16 protein-coding genes are annotated in these 16,143 nt (G+C 66.8%); 5 read left to right on the top strand and 11 right to left on the bottom strand.

The window, feature by feature from the left end; translation table 11 throughout:
* Positions 1–187 precede the first annotated feature (187 nt).
* From P696_RS58985 to P696_RS0141860, 3 genes are all read right to left on the bottom strand, one after another.
* The gene (locus tag P696_RS58985) at positions 188–472 is read right to left on the bottom strand and encodes a DUF2637 domain-containing protein (RefSeq protein WP_026416993.1); all 285 of its coding nucleotides are present in this window, start codon (positions 470–472) and stop codon (positions 188–190) included.
* 361 nt (positions 473–833) lie between these two features.
* Complete coding sequence (locus P696_RS0141865) at positions 834–3,578, bottom strand: KGGVGR-motif variant AAA ATPase (RefSeq protein WP_245628022.1); 2,745 nt, start codon at positions 3,576–3,578, stop codon at positions 834–836.
* Between the two features lie 18 nt (positions 3,579–3,596).
* Positions 3,597–4,019 carry a hypothetical protein gene (locus P696_RS0141860; protein WP_026416991.1) on the bottom strand — a complete coding sequence of 141 codons (423 nt, stop codon included), beginning with the start codon at positions 4,017–4,019 and terminating at the stop codon, positions 3,597–3,599.
* Between the two features lie 124 nt (positions 4,020–4,143).
* Between P696_RS0141860 and P696_RS0141855 the strand changes: the two genes are divergently transcribed.
* Positions 4,144–4,557: an IS5 family transposase gene (locus tag P696_RS0141855; protein WP_026416990.1), complete on the top strand. Its 414-nt coding sequence runs from the start codon at positions 4,144–4,146 to the stop codon at positions 4,555–4,557.
* 291 nt (positions 4,558–4,848) lie between these two features.
* Here P696_RS0141855 and P696_RS57195 read toward each other — a convergent pair whose 3' ends face one another.
* From P696_RS57195 to P696_RS58620, 5 genes are all read right to left on the bottom strand, one after another.
* Positions 4,849–5,280 carry a DinB family protein gene (locus tag P696_RS57195; RefSeq protein ID WP_170026739.1) on the bottom strand — a complete coding sequence of 144 codons (432 nt, stop codon included), beginning with the start codon at positions 5,278–5,280 and terminating at the stop codon, positions 4,849–4,851.
* A gap of 332 nt (positions 5,281–5,612) precedes the next feature.
* Complete coding sequence (locus tag P696_RS0141845; protein WP_211246018.1) at positions 5,613–6,086, bottom strand: hypothetical protein; 474 nt, start codon at positions 6,084–6,086, stop codon at positions 5,613–5,615.
* Positions 6,087–6,299: 213 nt separating this feature from the next.
* Positions 6,300–6,773 carry a hypothetical protein gene (locus P696_RS53535; RefSeq protein ID WP_026416987.1) on the bottom strand — a complete coding sequence of 158 codons (474 nt, stop codon included), beginning with the start codon at positions 6,771–6,773 and terminating at the stop codon, positions 6,300–6,302.
* A 446-nt stretch (positions 6,774–7,219) separates the two neighbouring features.
* Entirely contained in the window at positions 7,220–7,759 is a 540-nt protein-coding gene (locus P696_RS0141835; protein ID WP_342669066.1) for a flavoprotein, read from the bottom strand.
* Positions 7,760–7,788: 29 nt separating this feature from the next.
* Complete coding sequence (locus P696_RS58620) at positions 7,789–9,006, bottom strand: helix-turn-helix domain-containing protein (RefSeq protein WP_026416985.1); 1,218 nt, start codon at positions 9,004–9,006, stop codon at positions 7,789–7,791.
* Between the two features lie 321 nt (positions 9,007–9,327).
* Between P696_RS58620 and P696_RS0141825 the strand changes: the two genes are divergently transcribed.
* Positions 9,328–9,534: a hypothetical protein gene (locus P696_RS0141825; RefSeq protein ID WP_026416984.1), complete on the top strand. Its 207-nt coding sequence runs from the start codon at positions 9,328–9,330 to the stop codon at positions 9,532–9,534.
* 128 nt (positions 9,535–9,662) lie between these two features.
* On the top strand, positions 9,663–9,935 hold the full coding sequence (locus P696_RS0141820) for a hypothetical protein (RefSeq protein ID WP_026416983.1): 273 nt from the start codon (positions 9,663–9,665) through the stop codon (positions 9,933–9,935).
* 557 nt (positions 9,936–10,492) lie between these two features.
* Here the strand turns inward: P696_RS0141820 and P696_RS51830 are convergent.
* Together P696_RS51830 and P696_RS55475 are read right to left on the bottom strand one after the other, a co-directional pair.
* The gene (locus P696_RS51830; protein ID WP_051469148.1) at positions 10,493–12,457 is read right to left on the bottom strand and encodes a recombinase family protein; all 1,965 of its coding nucleotides are present in this window, start codon (positions 12,455–12,457) and stop codon (positions 10,493–10,495) included.
* A 210-nt stretch (positions 12,458–12,667) separates the two neighbouring features.
* The gene (locus tag P696_RS55475) at positions 12,668–13,573 is read right to left on the bottom strand and encodes a DNA-methyltransferase (protein ID WP_084339080.1); all 906 of its coding nucleotides are present in this window, start codon (positions 13,571–13,573) and stop codon (positions 12,668–12,670) included.
* A gap of 125 nt (positions 13,574–13,698) precedes the next feature.
* On the opposite strand from P696_RS55475, the gene P696_RS0141795 reads away from it, so the two are divergent.
* Complete coding sequence (locus P696_RS0141795) at positions 13,699–14,514, top strand: SDR family oxidoreductase (RefSeq protein WP_211246017.1); 816 nt, start codon at positions 13,699–13,701, stop codon at positions 14,512–14,514.
* A gap of 73 nt (positions 14,515–14,587) precedes the next feature.
* On the opposite strand, the gene P696_RS0141790 is transcribed toward P696_RS0141795, so the two are convergent.
* The gene (locus P696_RS0141790) at positions 14,588–15,175 is read right to left on the bottom strand and encodes a hypothetical protein (RefSeq protein WP_026416980.1); all 588 of its coding nucleotides are present in this window, start codon (positions 15,173–15,175) and stop codon (positions 14,588–14,590) included.
* 605 nt (positions 15,176–15,780) lie between these two features.
* Between P696_RS0141790 and P696_RS0141785 the strand changes: the two genes are divergently transcribed.
* Complete coding sequence (locus tag P696_RS0141785; protein WP_026416979.1) at positions 15,781–16,125, top strand: pilin; 345 nt, start codon at positions 15,781–15,783, stop codon at positions 16,123–16,125.
* Positions 16,126–16,143 lie beyond the last annotated feature (18 nt).

Raw genomic sequence — 16,143 nt, 5'->3', positions numbered from 1 at the left:
TCCGAGGGCTCGCCACCAGATCCGGATTCCACGACCTTGCATTCCTCGCGAGTGGGTCGGAGCTGGCTCATCAGCATTTCGTAGGAGCCGACCAAGGCGAAGGAAGGCCACGCGGCTATCACGCGGCCGGCCACGGTGGGTTCGGCGACGGCGACGTTCGCGGCCAGAGAAGCGAGGCTGCCGATGATCAGGAGGGCCCAGGCAAGCCAGCCTTCACGGCACCGGGGCGGTGCGCGGAGAGAATGGACATCGACGCGGCCACGATCATGCCGTCCACCGACAGCGGGATCAGGGCTGCAGTCAGCGAGGATTCGCCGTGGGTGAGGGCGAGCCGGTGCATATGGCGGTACGAGACCACGGCGGCGATCAACGCGAGGAGGCCGACTGCGGCAGTGGTCGTCCCGCGGATGAGGCGGTCGGCACGGACAACCTGGCAGGCGCTGTCGTCGAGCCGAGAGGAACGGATCTTCATCGGCCCCCCTCAGCACCGGGCCGACGGGGTTTGCGGCTGTTCCGGCGATTTGGGAGAGGGCGATGGACCTCGATTGTGAGCTGGCGCTCTCCGCCTTCGGAGAGCGCCGGCGTCACCCCTGTTCTGTGTGCCCCCGGAACGGCCCTGCACACATGGGACCGCTCCCCCACCCCCGACACCCGCTTTAGGAGTTTTCTCTGATCAAGGCTGTGACCTACACAAACACCATGCACCTGGCCTGGGAAAACAGTCCTCTGCAGTTCCCACCTGTTCGCAAGGTTTCTCATGCTCGTGTGTGCTGCATCCGTTCCGCAGACCAGCCCGCCTTCGCTCACCTCGCGAGTCGGATGCGCTCACGCTGTCATCGTCGCCCCAGCACCTTCGCTCTGCGCTCACTGCCGTATCCCAGACCGTGCCGGTAGATCTCAGCCACCCAGTAGCGACCGTCATTACCTCGAGCGAAAACTCCGGAGTCCACGAGGAAGTCTGCGTCCCGCACCTGGATCCCCACCTCCTCCAACTCGAAGGGCACCGTCACTGGCTGACGTACCTGCTGAAGTCGACTCAGCAGCTCGCCAACTTCCTGGTTCTCCTGCTGAATCGAGTCGATCTTGTTCGTACTACACGCGAGCAGTGCCTTGCGCATGGCCCCGGGCACCAGCACGCGGTCTTCCCATGCCGTCTGAGGAATAGACAACTGCGCCGCCTCGGCCAGAAACACGACAACATCCCTGGCTTGCACCTGATCATTGAAGTCCCCGAGGGCGGCGGGCACCCAGAGGTGTGAACGCGCTTCCTTGGACTTCTCTGTTCCCATCTTCCAGCCCCACACTGGGATGAGGGTCTCCACCAGCTCGTCGTAGGACAGCTCGGTGATCTGGGACTCGGCCACAGGGGTAGGCAGCGCACCGGCATGAGCGGTTACCCACAGCGCGAGCCGCAGTGCCTCTTCCTTGTCCCAGCGCAGCGCATAGGGATCGTACCGAGCCAGGAGCTGCCCGCTGTTCTGACGCACCGCCCGTGTCACTAGATCCTGACGGACGAAGACCACCAGCCCAAGAGGGCGCCCCCGCAGCGAGCGCAGCCAGGCGAGAACGTCGATCAGCAGCACGCGCAGTGCCGTGCGCTTGGACTCGTTGTCGAGCGACTGCAGCAGGTCCTCGAGCCCGTCGATGACGAACACTGCCCGCGCACGCCTGCCGAGCTCGGTGAGGGCGGCTTCCGCGCCGCTACTGTCCGGCGGCCGTACGCCTGCCGCGATAGCCAGGCACTCGAGCCACAAGTGCCGCCATTGGAGCTCGTCCTGCGCGTCGAGGGTCGTGAGCCCCGCCTTCAGCCGGTCCTTAATTTCCTGAGAGGTGGCAACCTGGCCTGACTCCCCGCTGTGCGCTGCCACGAACGCATCCCGCAAGTCCTGCGTCGTTAGGTCGTCATACTCCAGATTGTCCGACTCGAGCACCGGAACCACAGGCACGGCCAATTGAACGCCCTGAATGCCGGACTGCTCGGCGAACTTGTCCCACGACCGGGCTGCACATGCCTTCGCGTACATGAAGGTCTTGCCTGCGCCCTTGGCGCCCACCACGAGCGCCAATGGCGGTTCTGTACGGTGATCTCCCAGCAGCCTACGCAGCGGATCGGTCGCCAGGAAGCCACTGGCCGACGACATGCCTTCTCGTTCGGCGTAGATAAACCGTCGAGCGGTCTCCGCTAGTCGGCTGCGCAGCGTGGTGTGATCGACGGCCTCCAACAGTTCCTCTGTGTCGGGTGCAGTCGGAGAGACCAGAGTGGACACGATCGGCTCTAGGGCCTCGGCTACTTTGCAACTCTCCAGCACTCGCATCACAGCGTCCCAGGAGGAGGGGAGCGCGAGCAGCTCTTCTCGAAACGGGCTGAGCAGGGGCTGGGAAAGGAGGTCAATGTCTACTTCGCCAGTGTCGTGAGCCTCAGCGTTTGGTTTATCGTCCGGCCGTCTGAGCGACGCGAATAGCGCGCTGCCCAGATCATTACGTGCGCGTTCCGCCTGGTCCTCGTGCACATCCTGCCGGTACTGAGTGATGATCACGGAGCTCGCCGGGTCGACACCCTGCAGCGTCGGTGCCCGGTGCCCCAGCTGTCGCAGCAGTCTCTCGGTTCCGGCGAGTGACTGGTGGCTCAGGGTGGTGACGAAAACGCGCTGGACACGGGGGTCGAGCAGCACCGGGGCGGACAACTCGGTCGCTCCTGCACGCAGGTCTACGACGACCGTGTCTGCGCCGACACGGGCGGCGAGCGCCGCAAGTGCTTCGGTCAGGAAGTATGGGGATCGGCCTGGCGTGAGCAGATCCGCCGGGTCGATCCGAGGGGGGCCGAGCAGCGGCCTCCGGCTGGTTGGGACCACGGTCACGCGCCCGCCGTTGGTGTACCGTCCGACCTGCTGATTCGGCAGGTACGCGGCGGCGATGTCCACGGCCGCGGACCAGCTGCCGTCCTCGCCTCCCTGCAATAGGGCGAGCAGGTCCTCGTAACAGAAGTCGAGCTGCCCCCCCTGGGCTCTGTGCATCCACGTGATTCCGGGGGCCTCAAGATCGGCGTCGATCAGCAGGGCGCTGCCGCCGCGCTGGGCCACGGCGTCAGCCATGGCGACCGCGTGGACCGTGCGCCCGACTCCGCCCTTGAATGAGTGGAATGCCACCAGCTGTACGTCGCTGGCAAAGGACTCGTCGATGGGCCTTTCCAGCGGGTGCGCCAACTGCGGAGTGATGTGCTTCTCGCGTAGCAGCGGGACACGGCGCGGCTGGTTCACGTTCTCCGGTTCGGGGCTGAGCATGACGGGCAGGCCGACAAACTCCGTCGCACGCGGATCGTCGAGCCCCAGCACCAGCGTGCCGTCGCACCACTCGGTCGAACCCGCTCCGAAAGCTTCGTCCAACCATTGCTTCACCTCTTCGGCATCCGTACCGGGGGAAGCGACGAGCTCGAGGCCGTCCCACCACCCATCCGCCGCTTGCAGCCAACAGGGCCACCGGTCCGCTGCCGCCAGGAGAGCCAGGTGCTCTTCCACATCCACCCAAGTGAACAGACGTTCCGGGGGAGCCAGCCTCTCCAGATCAGTTAGTTCGGCCACGACCTCATACTCCTACCCCTAGTCCTGCTCGCACCAGCTGATCAGAGCGCGAAGCGCTTCCTGGGCATCCTTCTCATCCGCCGAGTCAAGCTTTGCACCATAACGCCAAACCTGATGCAGATCAGCGAGGGCAACGGAGCCACGCGTGGGCGGGTGCATTCTGCAACTTTCAAGCCGGTCGAGGCGTGCCCCCATGGCCCGAGGCAGCCGCAGTTCCTTGGCCAGTCTGCGAAGGTTGTGGGTGGGCTCCAGGGCCGCAGAGTCGCGGTGCCCCTGCCGGACGAGCAGCCGCTCCTTGAGCCCGCACTCGGCCGCGTAGAACAGGAGGAGACAGACCGTGGCCACGTCTCCGAGGGCGGGGTTCGAGTCAACTGATTCCGCAGAGTCGCGCAGCTGATCTCGTCTCCTCTGGAGCGCCTTGACCCCCACCTGAAGCACCATGGCAGCATCCTGTCACCACAACCCCTCGGTTTCCCCCGGATAGAGGAAAGGCAGCAGCTGAGTGCTCCGTGGACGTGCTGTCGGGCTAAGAGTTGTCTCATGTGGTTGTGGTGTGGCCTGCTGCATGATGGTGGTTGTGGCGTCGGATCTTGCGTTGCGGTTGGTTCCGGATGAGTTGTGGGGTCTGGTGGCTCCGTTGGTGCCGCAGTTCCGGCCGCGTCGACAGGGTGGTGGGACCGGGCCGGTCGACGATCGAGCGGTGTTCACGGCGATCGTGTACGTGCTGACCAGTGGGTGCGCGTGGCGGCATCTGCCGGCCGAGTTCGGGGTGTCGGCACCCACCGCGCATCGCCGGTTCACGGCTTGGACGCGGGCCGGGTTGTGGCCGAGGCTGCACCAGGCGGTGCTGGACGAACTCGGGGCGCGGGGGCAGCTCGACTGGACCTCGGCGATCGTGGACGCTGCCGCGGTCCGTGCGAAAAAGGGGTTCGCTGACCGGTCCCAATCCGGTCGATCGTGTTGTCCGATGCCGCCGTGATGCCGCTGGTGGTTGCCGTCTCGGCCGCCTCGGCCGCCAACACTCACGACATCCACGCCCTCAAGCCCTTGTTCATGGCGATCCCGCTGATCCGTTCCCGGCGCGGTCCACGCCGCCGACGGCCCGCGTCGTCGCCCGCCCTTAGCCGTAGAAACAGTCGGCTCGGCCACTCCGCGAAGAGGCCGAGCCCAAGCTCTGGCAGTGGGGGCCACGTACGTGACCGCCGAATCATGCTCCCTGCAACGCCGCCGGACTACATGCCCGCCCTCGCACGTCAGCCCCGCGGCCTAGCTAGCGCCCATCCCGTCGACAGTCCAGGATGCGTTGGATATCCCAGGCATGGTGCACAGCGTCGTGCGCGTTGTTGCGAGCGACGTCCTCGGCGCGCTGGGGACCGCGCCCGGCGTGTTCGAGAACGGTCCCGTCCTCCTCGGCCAGGGACACCGACTCCGCCCAAGCCCCCGCCGCCCCGCGCAGCGACCACAACGCCCCTGCCAGCGAGATCTCGTTGTAGCCACGGGCGCGCGCGAGGAGGTCCGGGTCGTACCCGGGGACGGTGCTCACGTCGGTCAGGCGCGCACCGACGAGGCGTTCGGCCCAGTTGCGCAGGTTGTCGGTGACGTGGCTGACATAGGCGGCCACGTTCCAGGCGAGGTCCGGATGCCGCTCGTCGCCCCGCCGCCCTTCCACGAGCCGTCCATACCGCGCGGGCACGTCCCGCACCAGCGCCACCGCGCCGCCGGGGCTCAACGACCAGTCGAACCCACACGCCCGACACGGGTCCCCGTAAAGCCGCGCCCCCACAACTCCATCCCCACACCCTAGAACCACCACGCGAACGATGTTGAGGTGCACAGATGCAGCCTTCAACGGTGGCCGAGGCGCAGTCAAGGCCAGGGTGGATCTCGATGCTCACCTTCTTGAGATCGGCGGCTCTGGCGGCCGCGAAATGTGGCGCGCCGGGGCCGTCCAGCCCTACGCGAACGGCTCACCTGGCTTCGAGACAGCCCCTGGGAGGGCGAGCCCAGCCGCGAGGCGACGACCGATCGCAGTGCTCAGTCTCGCGAGGCTCCGTCCGGCCAGGTGACCTTCACGCGGAGTCCTGCATGACGTGCTGCTTCCACAACGTCGGCGGTGCCGCCATAGCCCCGTGCGGGCTTCCCGTCCCAGACTGCCCACAGCTCGTCCGCGAGCGTGAGCATGAGCCTGCTGGCCTCCATGTGGGCTTTGCTCTCCGACTCCGTGAAGGGCAGTCTGCGAACTTCCTCGGCAGCTGACAGGAGGTGGTCGTAGGTGGCGTGGTGTTCCTCGGGCAGGCAGTCTCTGTACTCCGACGCTGGGACCACGGCCACCAGCTCACCGCTGTGAGCGAGGACGGCCCGCGCGAAGAGCGCGTCGGCGCCATCGGCCAAGCAGGAGATCCCGACGATCGGGCCGGGTTGAGCGGTGAGGAGATTGTCCAGCTCCTGGCCGACGAGCAGTTCGGTCTCGGCAGGCAGAAGGCGGTGGCCGGAGATCGCGATGCGCATGGCTCTCCCTACACGAGTGTGGTCCTGAGGCGATCGTCGAAGCGAGTGATGGTCGGGTGGTCGGCCCTGAGTAGTCGTAGCGAAACTGACGGGCTCATTGAAGGACTCGCTCCGACCGCAGGGCAATGCCGGTGTCGAGGGCACCGAGGGCGAGGCGGGAAGCGTCCTCAGATTCGCCGCGCTGGCAGGTTGCCGTAGCAACTTCCACGGTCGTCACGGCTGCTTGCTTCGGTGCTGGCTGGGGTGATGGCAGCGACTCGGCAAAGGCTCGGGCCGCGGCTTCTCCTTGTCCGAGGCGAACAGCGACGGATGCACGTGCGCGTGCGAGCTTGGCGTGGTCGCCCACGGCCACGGGGGTGGCCCGTCGGCCGCCTTAATGGCTTGCTCTGCTCGGGTCAGAGCTTGGGTGGCGGCGGTCTCGTCGCGCCGTGGCCCGGAGGCGTGCGCCAGTGCTTCCAGGGACTCCAACCAGGCGGTGGGCGTGCTGAACTCGGGGCCTCGGTTCAGGAACGTCCGCGCTTCCTTGAGCATGGCCAGGCCGAGAAGGGGATCGGCGGCGGCGTCGATCTCGAAGGCGGCCAAGCTGCCCGTCATGTACGCCGCGAGGAGGCTATTCCGGGCGTCCTTCGCGCTGGCGATCGCCTTCCGGTAGAAGCGGCGTGCGCTGCCGAGGTCCAGCATGTCCATGGACAGCCACGCCGCGAATCCGGCGGCTTCGCCGACGGCCGCCGCGATGCTGGCTGCGTGGTGGCCAGGTGCTGGCGAGCTCTGAGCGCCAGGTCGAGGTGCGCTCTCACGCCGTCGATGAGGTCCTGAGACCGGAGCACGGCGTCAAGTCGCCGTTGCTGGCCGGTGATGGCGGTGAGCGTCCTCGCTGTCCCTTCGTCGATGGCGCTGGCGGCGCGAGGAATCGGCAGGATGGTTAGGAGCGCCATGGTGCCGAACTGTCTGCGGTTCGTGGGGTCGTCCTCTTCTCACTCTCGCTGGGATCGCCCAGGCAAGCAGGCCAAGGGGGATGTCGAGAGCGCGGTTGACCGTGCGCATCTGGTCGAGGGTCAGCAAGAGATCCCCCCGGCAGTACCGTCGACGCCCGGCTCTCGGTGCATCCCATGGCTTCGTCGAGGCCGGCCTGATCATCCCTGTGTCGGGGAGGCGCCTCTGCGAGCGTCTTCGGCAGCGTCGAGCGCTAGGCCCCAGGGGAAGGCGTCTAGCCGGGAACCTCCGGTGCCTGGTGCATGCGGCTCGAACTCGCCCGGACCGTAGAGCACGCGCACGCCCATGGCGCGTAATTCGGAGATGCTGCGCGATAGCGCCGGGTTCGCCGCGAGGGCGGAGTTGATGAACGGCAACACCACGGTCGGAATGCCGAGCGGTACGAGTTCGGCCAGCAGCCCGAGGGGGTAGTTGTCGGCGATCCCATGCGCCCATTTGTTCAGGGTGTTGTAGGTCGCAGGCGCGACGATGACGGCTTGAGCTTTGGGCAAGCTTCCGGACTCACCGGGTTTGCGGTACCGCGAGCGGACAGGATGCCCGGTCATCTTCTGAAGCGCGGCAACGTTGATGAAGTCAACGGCGTTGGGGCTAGGGATGACGCAGACCTCCCAGCCACGCACTTGCGCTTGGGTGACGAGCCGATCGACATGGGTGGCGGGTCCGGCCGCGCAGACGATCACGTACAAGACGGGGCGGGAAGCTGTGTCGCTCACACTGGTAGTCCAGCGTTGCCCGCCAGTTGTCGCAAGCGCGCCGTTCCGTTGATCTGGTCTTGTGACTCCCACAAGCCAGCGATCAACTCTTGGGTCATGGGGCGGCGGCGTACCTCCTGGGGTGCAGTCTTGTCCGCCTCCCAGAGCGCTGTCACAGCGTTGTCGAGGTTGCCGCATCGTCTGTGCGCCTCGGCGAGATCGAGCAGGTGGTTGGCCTTGCGCTCGCGTGGCAGCCGGCAGAGCACTTCTGGCTCGATGCGGCGAGCGGCGGCCAGTGCGGCTCTTCCGTCCCCGAGCCGGACAAGCGCTGACACGCGGTGCAACCCAACGTTGGCCATACCGAAGGCGGTGCTGCGGTCCTCGTAGCCCTGACCAAGTCGCCGCGCAATCGCTTCAGCCTTGTCGTGCATGGCGCGTGCGGCGTCGGCGTCCCCGGCACGTGCGGCGGCGATCTCGGCCGCAAGCCACACCATGCCGACCATCGAGAGCAGATCCGAAGAGGCGTCGGCCAGAGCGGGTTCCAGTTCCGCTGCCGTGGCTCGGAGCTGCTCCAATGCCTCGTGCATGAGTCCGGCCGACATCAGTGCCCGGCCGACGCAACGCCCCGCACGCGCGAGCGATACCGGGTCGTCGGCGAGCCGGGCGGTGGACATGGCGCGATCAGCAGCAAGCCACGCCAGTTCGTGAGCGCCGAACTTGTGCAGGGTGGAACTGGCCAGCTTGTAGATCAAGACCAATAGCGCAGCGGCTTCGCGCTGCTCCTGCTCCTGCGTATGAAGCGCGCGCTGCCCATCCGCGATCAGCCTCGGAAGGCTTTTCCCCACCACTGCGAAGTCTGAGGCCAAGAACGCTTCAAGGGCGTAAGACGCTTGCTTTGAGAGGCTGCCGAGGTTGGGTGCATGGACGGGGTCCGTGTGCGTGTGCTGGGTGGGGTACATCGCAAGCGCGGACTTGATCGCGGTGACCTCGGCAGCGTCCGGGCTTCGGCGTGCTCGCTCGGCTTCTTCCTCATCCACCAGGACGCGCCATGAGATCTGGAGTGCATCGGCCACGCGTTCGATCACGGGGAGGCGAACCAGCCCCCGCTCGCCTGCCTCGATCTTCTCGACCCAGCTGAGCGAGCGGCCGACCCTGTCGGCGAAGTGCCGACGTGTCATGCCGCGCCGCTCGCGCCAGTAGGCGACGCGACGTCCGATCTCTGCGTTGTTGGTCATCGGCGACAGAATCCCCGCCTTGAGAAAGCACGACCCACACAAATTGTACGGTCGCCGTCCGTGACAGCGCTCTAACTTCACCTCTACGCAGAGCACCTGTCACACCGACCCGGAGCGTGCGACAGGCCGCACTTTCTCACTCGCGATCTTCGGAGGTTCCGCATGCGCCTCGCACGACGGCGCGGCGGACGGCACGCGGCAGGGACCGCGCGAACCGTCCAGACTCAAGCCGCAAACCCACCGACGCCTCCTGTGTCGCGTCCGCGCCATCCTCGCGCGCAGGCGCTTCATGCGATGGAAGACGCAGCCCCGCGCTTCGGAATGAGCGCAGTCCGCGAGCAGGACGCCGTCGCGCTGTCCGTCGTCGGCATCCCGCCTGTCAGGGTCGGCGTCGACTACCAGCGCGGCAGGTGGTGCTACGTCTGGACGACACGCACCGCCGAACGTGAGTCGCTCGGTCCTGTCGTCGACCTGCACGGCGTGCTCCGTCTGATCGCTTGGACGCTGAACACGGGCGGCGTGCGATGAACGCCAAAGGCTCGTACAGGAACCGCACCACCCGCTTCGCAGACCCCGCCGTCTTGGTACCGGTGGTCCTCGGAGCATGGGGACGCGTCTGGGATGTCGCGTGGGCGGACGGACGATCCTCGGATCGCATGCGCGAACTGATCTCCGTGCTCGCCAGCGCCGACGCAGCGGATGCCTTGGAGGACGCGGAGACGCTCCCGATCCTGCTTGCGTTGGACGCTGCATGGGAAGAAGTCAAAGCGGCGTTCACTGGCCGCCTGAGGGCCTTCGGCTACTTCCCCGCGCGCATCCAGATCATCGAGAACCTGGCGCATACCGAGTACCTGGAGATCGTCGCAGAAGCGATCCGTCGCATGGGTCCCGAGCCCACGCCGGAGGCCGAGAAGGACGCCTCCATCTAGACCGCGTGCCGCACGGTCCTCTTCCCCGACCCCGTCGGGGGTGCGGCACACACCACCCCACAAGCAGAAGCGGAAGCAGGGCTCCGCGCGCGCGGAGGCGGACGAGTACGACGAGCCTCTCCGCCCCGCGTGCGGCTCCACGTGTGCAGGCCGGGCCCGCCCCTCAGCGAGTCACGGCGAGACCCCGCGAGCAGAGAAGCTCAGGGGTCTCGTGATCACTCGCGTTCCTGCTGTTGGGATCGCCTCCCAGCCGCCGCTCGACCGCTGGAGTTCCGTGAACGTTTGGGCGCGCTGCGCCTGATCAAGATCCGGTCTCTGGAGCTGGCCGCCGACCGGGAAGCCAAACGGACGGAGCTCGCCGAACTGGAGGCGGCCCTGCCGCCGCAGCATTCACCCGAGCTCCTCGACGTGCTGCCCGCCGGGCCGGTCGACATCAGCCTGCTGCCCGACTCCATCACGCGGAAGCTGTTCGACGCCTTCCGTCTGGAGATCAGCTTTGACAAGCGCACACGCGTCGCTCAATGCCGGGTGACCTTGACCGGGGCCACCATCGAAGATCAGGCCCGCGTCGCTGACGACGTGATCCCGGCATCCGCCATAACGCGAACCGCCCGCGCCGGTGGTCGGGCGGGCGGTTCCCCTGTGTGTGGTGCCCCCGGCAAGGCACCAGGAAGAGGGGTGACCGGATCAGGGGGTGCCTCACCGTCGTCCGGGGCGGTCGATCGCTCGATCAGCGCTTTGATCGTCGGCATTGCGCTCTCCTTCACCGTGATTCGGACGGTCACTTCATGCTCCAAGTACCGGTAACGAAGCTGAAGGTTGAAGCTGTCGAACAGTTCCCTCCGCAGACCATCGGGGAGCTTCCAGAGCGCCACGGACACGTTCGGAAGCTCCGCCAGAAGCGCAGGATCATCCTGGGAGTTCGCCGTCGCCCCGGAATCCATCGATGTGAGCTCGGAAGCCTTCTGCCTACGCTGCCGAGCCGCCTCGGCGTAGCGGACACGGAGCCGCTCCCTGAGTTCCGCGTCGATCTCTTCGTCCCCAGTCGACCTGAAGTCCTCGATCTGCGTCACCAGGTTGTCGCACCGCCGCTCTAGTTCGGCGATCTCGTTCTTCAACCGCTCATGGCCAGCAGGTGGGGAGGGCTCAGAAGAGGCGAGCGCGCGCCGTAGTGCGGCTTGACGTTGGGGCCCCAAGATGTGGTCGGCGAACACCTCTTCCACGACCTTCATAAGGTCGTCCTCTCGCACCCACAAGGCCATGGGGTGGTCGGCATACCACTGGCGGCGGTCACGATGGTGACGACGGTCCGGCTCGCACACGTGGTACATGATCTGCTTCCTCGTCTTGCCATGCATTCGGCGATCACACAGCTCGCAGATCACGTAGGAGCGCAGCTGATAGACGCGACGAGTTTGCGGCTGGTGATTCGCCCTGGCCACGGACCGCGATCCTTGACGGGCCTTGCCGATCGGCGTGACTTCTTGGAAGCGCACCTTGGTCACCAGGGGTTCATGGACTGGCTGCTGGGACCAGACCCATTCGTTCGGCGGATTGCAGCGTCCGCCCTTCTTGGTCGCGCGACGGTTCCACACCATGTAACCGGTGTACTTGGGGTTGACAAGGATCTCCCGGATAGCCGACCCGCTCCACCGCCCCAAAGCCCGGCGCGGGTCAACCGGCGTCGGCGGGGGGTACCTCTCAGGATCGGCGTTGAGCCGGTCAGCGATGGCGTCATAGCCGAGTCGGAGAACTGCGCGGATCTCGAAGATCTTGGTGACGGTGGGCCCCTCGACCGGATGCGGGATCAGTCGGGACTTGGTGCACCCCTGAGCACGTTTGGCCGCGACCGGGTGCGGGACCTTCTTGGCCCTGTAGCCGTAACAAGGCTTGCCGACGTTCCATCCCTGCTCCGTGTGCTCGCAGAAGGCGTCCCAAGACAGCTCCAGCATCTGCAGCACGTACCACTCGGCGACGGCCTGCTTGACCCGACGGGTGAGAGTCGGGGTCGCGCGCTTCCGCGCTCGCCCTGTGGAGGGCTTGCCGAAGTCGGGAATGGGCTCGTCGGCGGCGAGCAGCATGACCCCGGCCTGCTCCAGCTCATACTCGATCTTGGTGCCGAAGTAGGTGCGGCGTGCGACCCGCTCCACCGACTCACACACCACCGCCAGAAACCGGCGGTCGGGGCGCTTGGCCTCGGCGAGCAGATCCTGAATGCCGCCGTCACGTGCGATGGGGATATCGAACGCCTCGTGCGCGTGCCCGCGGCCCCGATCCTCGATGGCCATCCGGCCGGATTCGACGTCGTAGAAGTGCGCGACGATCGTGCAGTTGGCGGGCAACGCACTGCGGGCACTGTTGAGCTGGCGTGGCAGGGAGAGAGTCGGGTCCTGTTGATCATCGGTAGAGGTGCGGCCCAGCCAAGCCACCGGCATCGCCATGCCGGTGGCTTCCACCGCGGCGTCGACGTCCTCGGACTCTTGCCAGGGAAATCTCACGTTCCCCGCTGCCTGATCAGCCATCGTAGGACCTCCAGGATCGCGGCGTTCTGTCGTGCGTCGAGCTCATCACCCGCGGCGTCGGCGACGGTGACGAACTCGACCCGCGATTCCAGGGAGCGTCGACGACGTCGTCCGGGCTTGTCATCGTAGGAAGGCGAAGGGGGCTCTGGGGGGCTCTGGCAAGGGACATGTGGCCTTGTGGCGGGTCCGCTGCGGGGCTCTTGTGCCGCTTTAGCCATTCCAGTCGACCGGTGGCAGGTTGCGGTGGTCGGTGGCGTTCAGGCGGCAGGGGCTCAGTTCGCTGCCGATGAAGCGGCGTCCGAGGTGCCGCGCCGAGACGCCGACGTTGCCGGTTCCTGCGAACGGATCCAGCACCGTGCCACCAGGACGGCATCCAGCGGCAACGCAACGAATCGAGATGCCAACCGGGATTCCCATCGAGGGTCGACCGCCGGATGGTGCGGCAGCGGAGGTCCAGGTATTTCCGCTGGTGTTGCCACTGACTTCCCTGTGTTGCCGTCTCGGTGGCAACACGTCTGGTTGGTGCCGCCCGTCGTGGAGACGGACGGTCGGGAGCGGCCATAGGCCGCAGTGGGTGTTGGGGCGGCGTGGGGTGCGGCATCCGTGGTGGCCTTCGTCGCCACGCGGTGGAGCGAACCAGTGGCTGTGCTGTTTGGCCAGTGCGAACAGCGTTTCGTACTGGCCAGCGAAGCAGCCGCCGTCCGGGGATGAGGTGGGGCAGAGGCAGACGATCGCGTCGCGGATGATCCAGCCGTCCGCGCGCAGACTGAGGGCAAGCTGCCAGGGCAAGCCGAGCAGGCTACCGCCGCTGGTGCCGCTGGCGTTGCCGCGTCCGGCGGCAGGGGAAGGGCGGTGGTCGCGGAGGCTGATCCAGCAGGTGCCGTCAGCGGCAAGAACGCGGTAGATCTCGGCGAACACCTGCCGCAAGGCAACCAGGTAGGCGGCAGACGTTTCCTCACTTCCGATGCGCCCTGCCATTGGGTTGCCACCGGGGCGGTAGACAGGCGGGCGGGTGATCACACAGTCGACTGTGTGATCCGGCAGGCCCGCCAGAATCTGCCGCGCCTCGCCAAGGTGGAGGGTCACGGTGTCGTTGCGCCAATAGGGCCGTCTCATCGTGGTTCATCTCCAGCGAGGGCGCCGTTGTCCGGTTCAATGCGAAGGCAGCATGGTGTGGGAGGACGCCGTTTCCTGGGGAAACTGCTCAGCGTGCGGTGTAGCCCGCGGCTAACGTTCGCGGAGTGCATGGCAGTGAAGTGGGAGAATCGTCGGTCGGCGCACTGGACGGCCGGGTCGCTGTGGTGACCGGAGTCAGCCGCAGAGCGGGGATCGGTTTCGCGGTGGCCGCTGAGCTGCTCGCTGCTGGTGCCTCCGTGCTGGTGCATTCGTGGTCGCCGCATGATGCCGACCAACCCTGGGGCGCCGATCTCGGAGGGGATTCCGGGATCGTGGAGCTGCTGGGTTGCGAGGGACCTCGTCTGCGGCATGTCGCCGCCGACTTCGCCGACGCCCAGGCGCCTCAGCTGGTGGTGAACGCTGCGGTGGAGGCGTTCGGCACGATGGATGTGCTGGTCGCCAACCACGCCCGCAGCTCGAGCCAGAACCTTGCCGAGGTCACCGCGGCCGAACTGGATCTGACCTGGGCGGTGAACGCCAGGGCCAGCGTTCTGCTGACTCAGGCGTTCGCGGCCGTTCACAACGATGACCGGGCCGGCGGCCGGATCAACTTGTTCACCTCGGGACAGCATCTGGGCCCCATGAGCCAGGAGTTGCCATATGCCATCAGCAAGGGCGCCATCCACCAGATGACCCTCAGCTTGTCCGACGCGCTCATCGGCCGGGGAATCACGGTGAACGCGGTCAATCCCGGGCCCGTCGACACCGGCTGGGCAGACCCCGACCTCACCGAGCGAGTAGGGCGTGCTCTCCCGCAGGGACGCTGGGGCCGTCCGGCTGATGTTGCCCGCTTGGTTTCGTGGCTGGCCAGTGATGACAGCGCCTGGATCACCGGGCAGGTGATCAACTCCGAGGGAGGTTTTCGCCGCTGGGCCGTGTGACGGTACCCGACGCATTGAGCGGCTCAGCTTCATGAGTACCAGCCCAGACGGAAGGTTGCGCCGTAGGGGATGGTCATGACGGTTCCCGCCCGAGGAGGTCGTGCTTGGGTGCGTCGAGTCTGAGGGAGCGCAGGTAGCCCTGGCAGTCGCCGAGGGCCCAGCCGAGGTCCAGCAGCGGGAAGGTGTGCTGGACGAAGCGCTGGGTGGAGTCGGTGGCCTGGTGAATGGTGTCGAGGCTGACGGGCCAGGCGAGTTCGGCGTGGACGCCGGGCGGGACGGGACGCGGCACCGGGAAGCCGAGGATCTCGCGGATCTTGTCGTGGATGGCGGGTTCGGCGGGGCCGGTGGCCGGTACGCGCAGGATCGGGATTCCGGCTTTGATGGCGCGCTGCTGAATGACGGCCAGGTGGGCGAACATGCGCGGCCGATCGGCGGGGCGGTCGGTGTACATGGCGAGGTCGAATTTCGGGATGTCGCCGTCGACCGAGAGCATCAGAAGGGCGGATGCCTGCGGGCTGGTGTCGAGCGCCAGAACGCGGATTGCCGGGTCGCTCTGTGTGGTTTCGGATTTGTGGTTGCTGGTGACGGGCGGGCTGAAGACGAAGGTGCCGGTGTCGCTGTGGTGATGCTTGGCCAGTTCCGGGTGGAGTGTCTTGCTCATGGTTCGCGTGTCCTTCTCGTGGGTCTCATGTCCGCCCGCTGAATCTCGGCCGCGAACCGCCGCGGGTGATACGCGGAGGGTCGGCGCGAGTTCGCTGGTGGACGCTTGAGCCCAGGCCATCACCGGTGTCTGGCGGTGCTCTGGCAGCCGTGAGGCGGCTCTGGCGGGTCGTTGGCAGCCCCGCGAACGGCGTGGTGTGAGCCTCTGGCGGACCTTCTGCGGGTGCGTGGTCCCGTCGGTGGGGATCAGTGGTGCCAGAGATCTGCCAATGGCGACTCCTAGACAGGTGACCGAGACGCATTTCCTGTCGTCGGGAGCATCTGATGGCCTTCGTTTTCTCAGCCGGTGGCGAGTACTCCAGTTCTCCGCTGGACACTTCGGAGTGCGCGTTCCGGCCGTCGGCCGACAAGGCGGATGCTCTGGCACTGGGAGGCCGTGAACGCGTCGATCTGTCTCCGTCGCAGAAGTGCTCTTCCGACCGGGCGAGTGAGGTTTCTTCAAGTCCGGGACTGGCGATCGACTCGCTGTCGTCACCAGCAGGGCGGCTAAAACCATGCGGGCTGCTGCGCCCCAGCGGTGGGCGGTGGTCGCGGCATGGTCGGCGGGTGTGGCGGGTTCTGGCGGTCTTGGTGATCGCGGCGGCTCTGTTGGTGGTGGTCGCGATGGCCGCGCGTGCTCAGGTTCCGTTCGCGCCGCCGCCGGGTCAGGACGACCCCAAGGCGCGGCTGGGGCAGATCATCGACAACCTGCGGACCTGGCTGATCGGGTTCCTGGTCGGGCTGGCCACGTTGATGGCGACGTTCGGCGGCCTGCGGTACCTGCTGGCCGGTGGTGATCCCGGTGAGGTGGCCAAGGCCAAGAACACGCTGCGCAGCGCCGCGATCGGCTACGGCATCGCCGCTCTGGCCCCGGTCCTGGTGTCCGCGCTGAAGAAGATCGTGGGGGTCTGATCGTGGGGCTCTCGTGTC

The sequence above is a fragment of the Actinomadura oligospora ATCC 43269 genome (assembly GCF_000518265.1).
Taxonomy (GTDB): domain Bacteria; phylum Actinomycetota; class Actinomycetes; order Streptosporangiales; family Streptosporangiaceae; genus Spirillospora; species Spirillospora oligospora.
Note: the sequence above shows the minus strand (reverse complement) of the source record. Positions and strands in the feature narration are given on the sequence as shown.

Excerpts from the sequence above, each read along its gene's own strand:
- P696_RS0141820 (WP_026416983.1), top strand. The coding sequence starts at position 9,663 with ATGCGCGAACTGATCTCCGTGCTCGCCAGCGCCGACGCAGCGGATGCC.
- P696_RS53535 (WP_026416987.1), bottom strand. The coding sequence starts at position 6,773 with ATGGACATGCTGGACCTCGGCAGCGCACGCCGCTTCTACCGGAAGGCG.
- P696_RS0141825 (WP_026416984.1), top strand. The coding sequence starts at position 9,328 with ATGAGCGCAGTCCGCGAGCAGGACGCCGTCGCGCTGTCCGTCGTCGGC.
- P696_RS58985 (WP_026416993.1), bottom strand. The coding sequence starts at position 472 with ATGAAGATCCGTTCCTCTCGGCTCGACGACAGCGCCTGCCAGGTTGTC.
- P696_RS55475 (WP_084339080.1), bottom strand. The coding sequence starts at position 13,573 with ATGAGACGGCCCTATTGGCGCAACGACACCGTGACCCTCCACCTTGGC.
- P696_RS0141845 (WP_211246018.1), bottom strand. The coding sequence starts at position 6,086 with ATGCGCATCGCGATCTCCGGCCACCGCCTTCTGCCTGCCGAGACCGAA.
- P696_RS0141790 (WP_026416980.1), bottom strand. The coding sequence starts at position 15,175 with ATGAGCAAGACACTCCACCCGGAACTGGCCAAGCATCACCACAGCGAC.
- P696_RS0141860 (WP_026416991.1), bottom strand. The coding sequence starts at position 4,019 with ATGGTGCTTCAGGTGGGGGTCAAGGCGCTCCAGAGGAGACGAGATCAG.
- P696_RS51830 (WP_051469148.1), bottom strand. The coding sequence starts at position 12,457 with ATGGCTGATCAGGCAGCGGGGAACGTGAGATTTCCCTGGCAAGAGTCC.
- P696_RS58620 (WP_026416985.1), bottom strand. The coding sequence starts at position 9,006 with ATGACCAACAACGCAGAGATCGGACGTCGCGTCGCCTACTGGCGCGAG.
- P696_RS0141855 (WP_026416990.1), top strand. The coding sequence starts at position 4,144 with ATGATGGTGGTTGTGGCGTCGGATCTTGCGTTGCGGTTGGTTCCGGAT.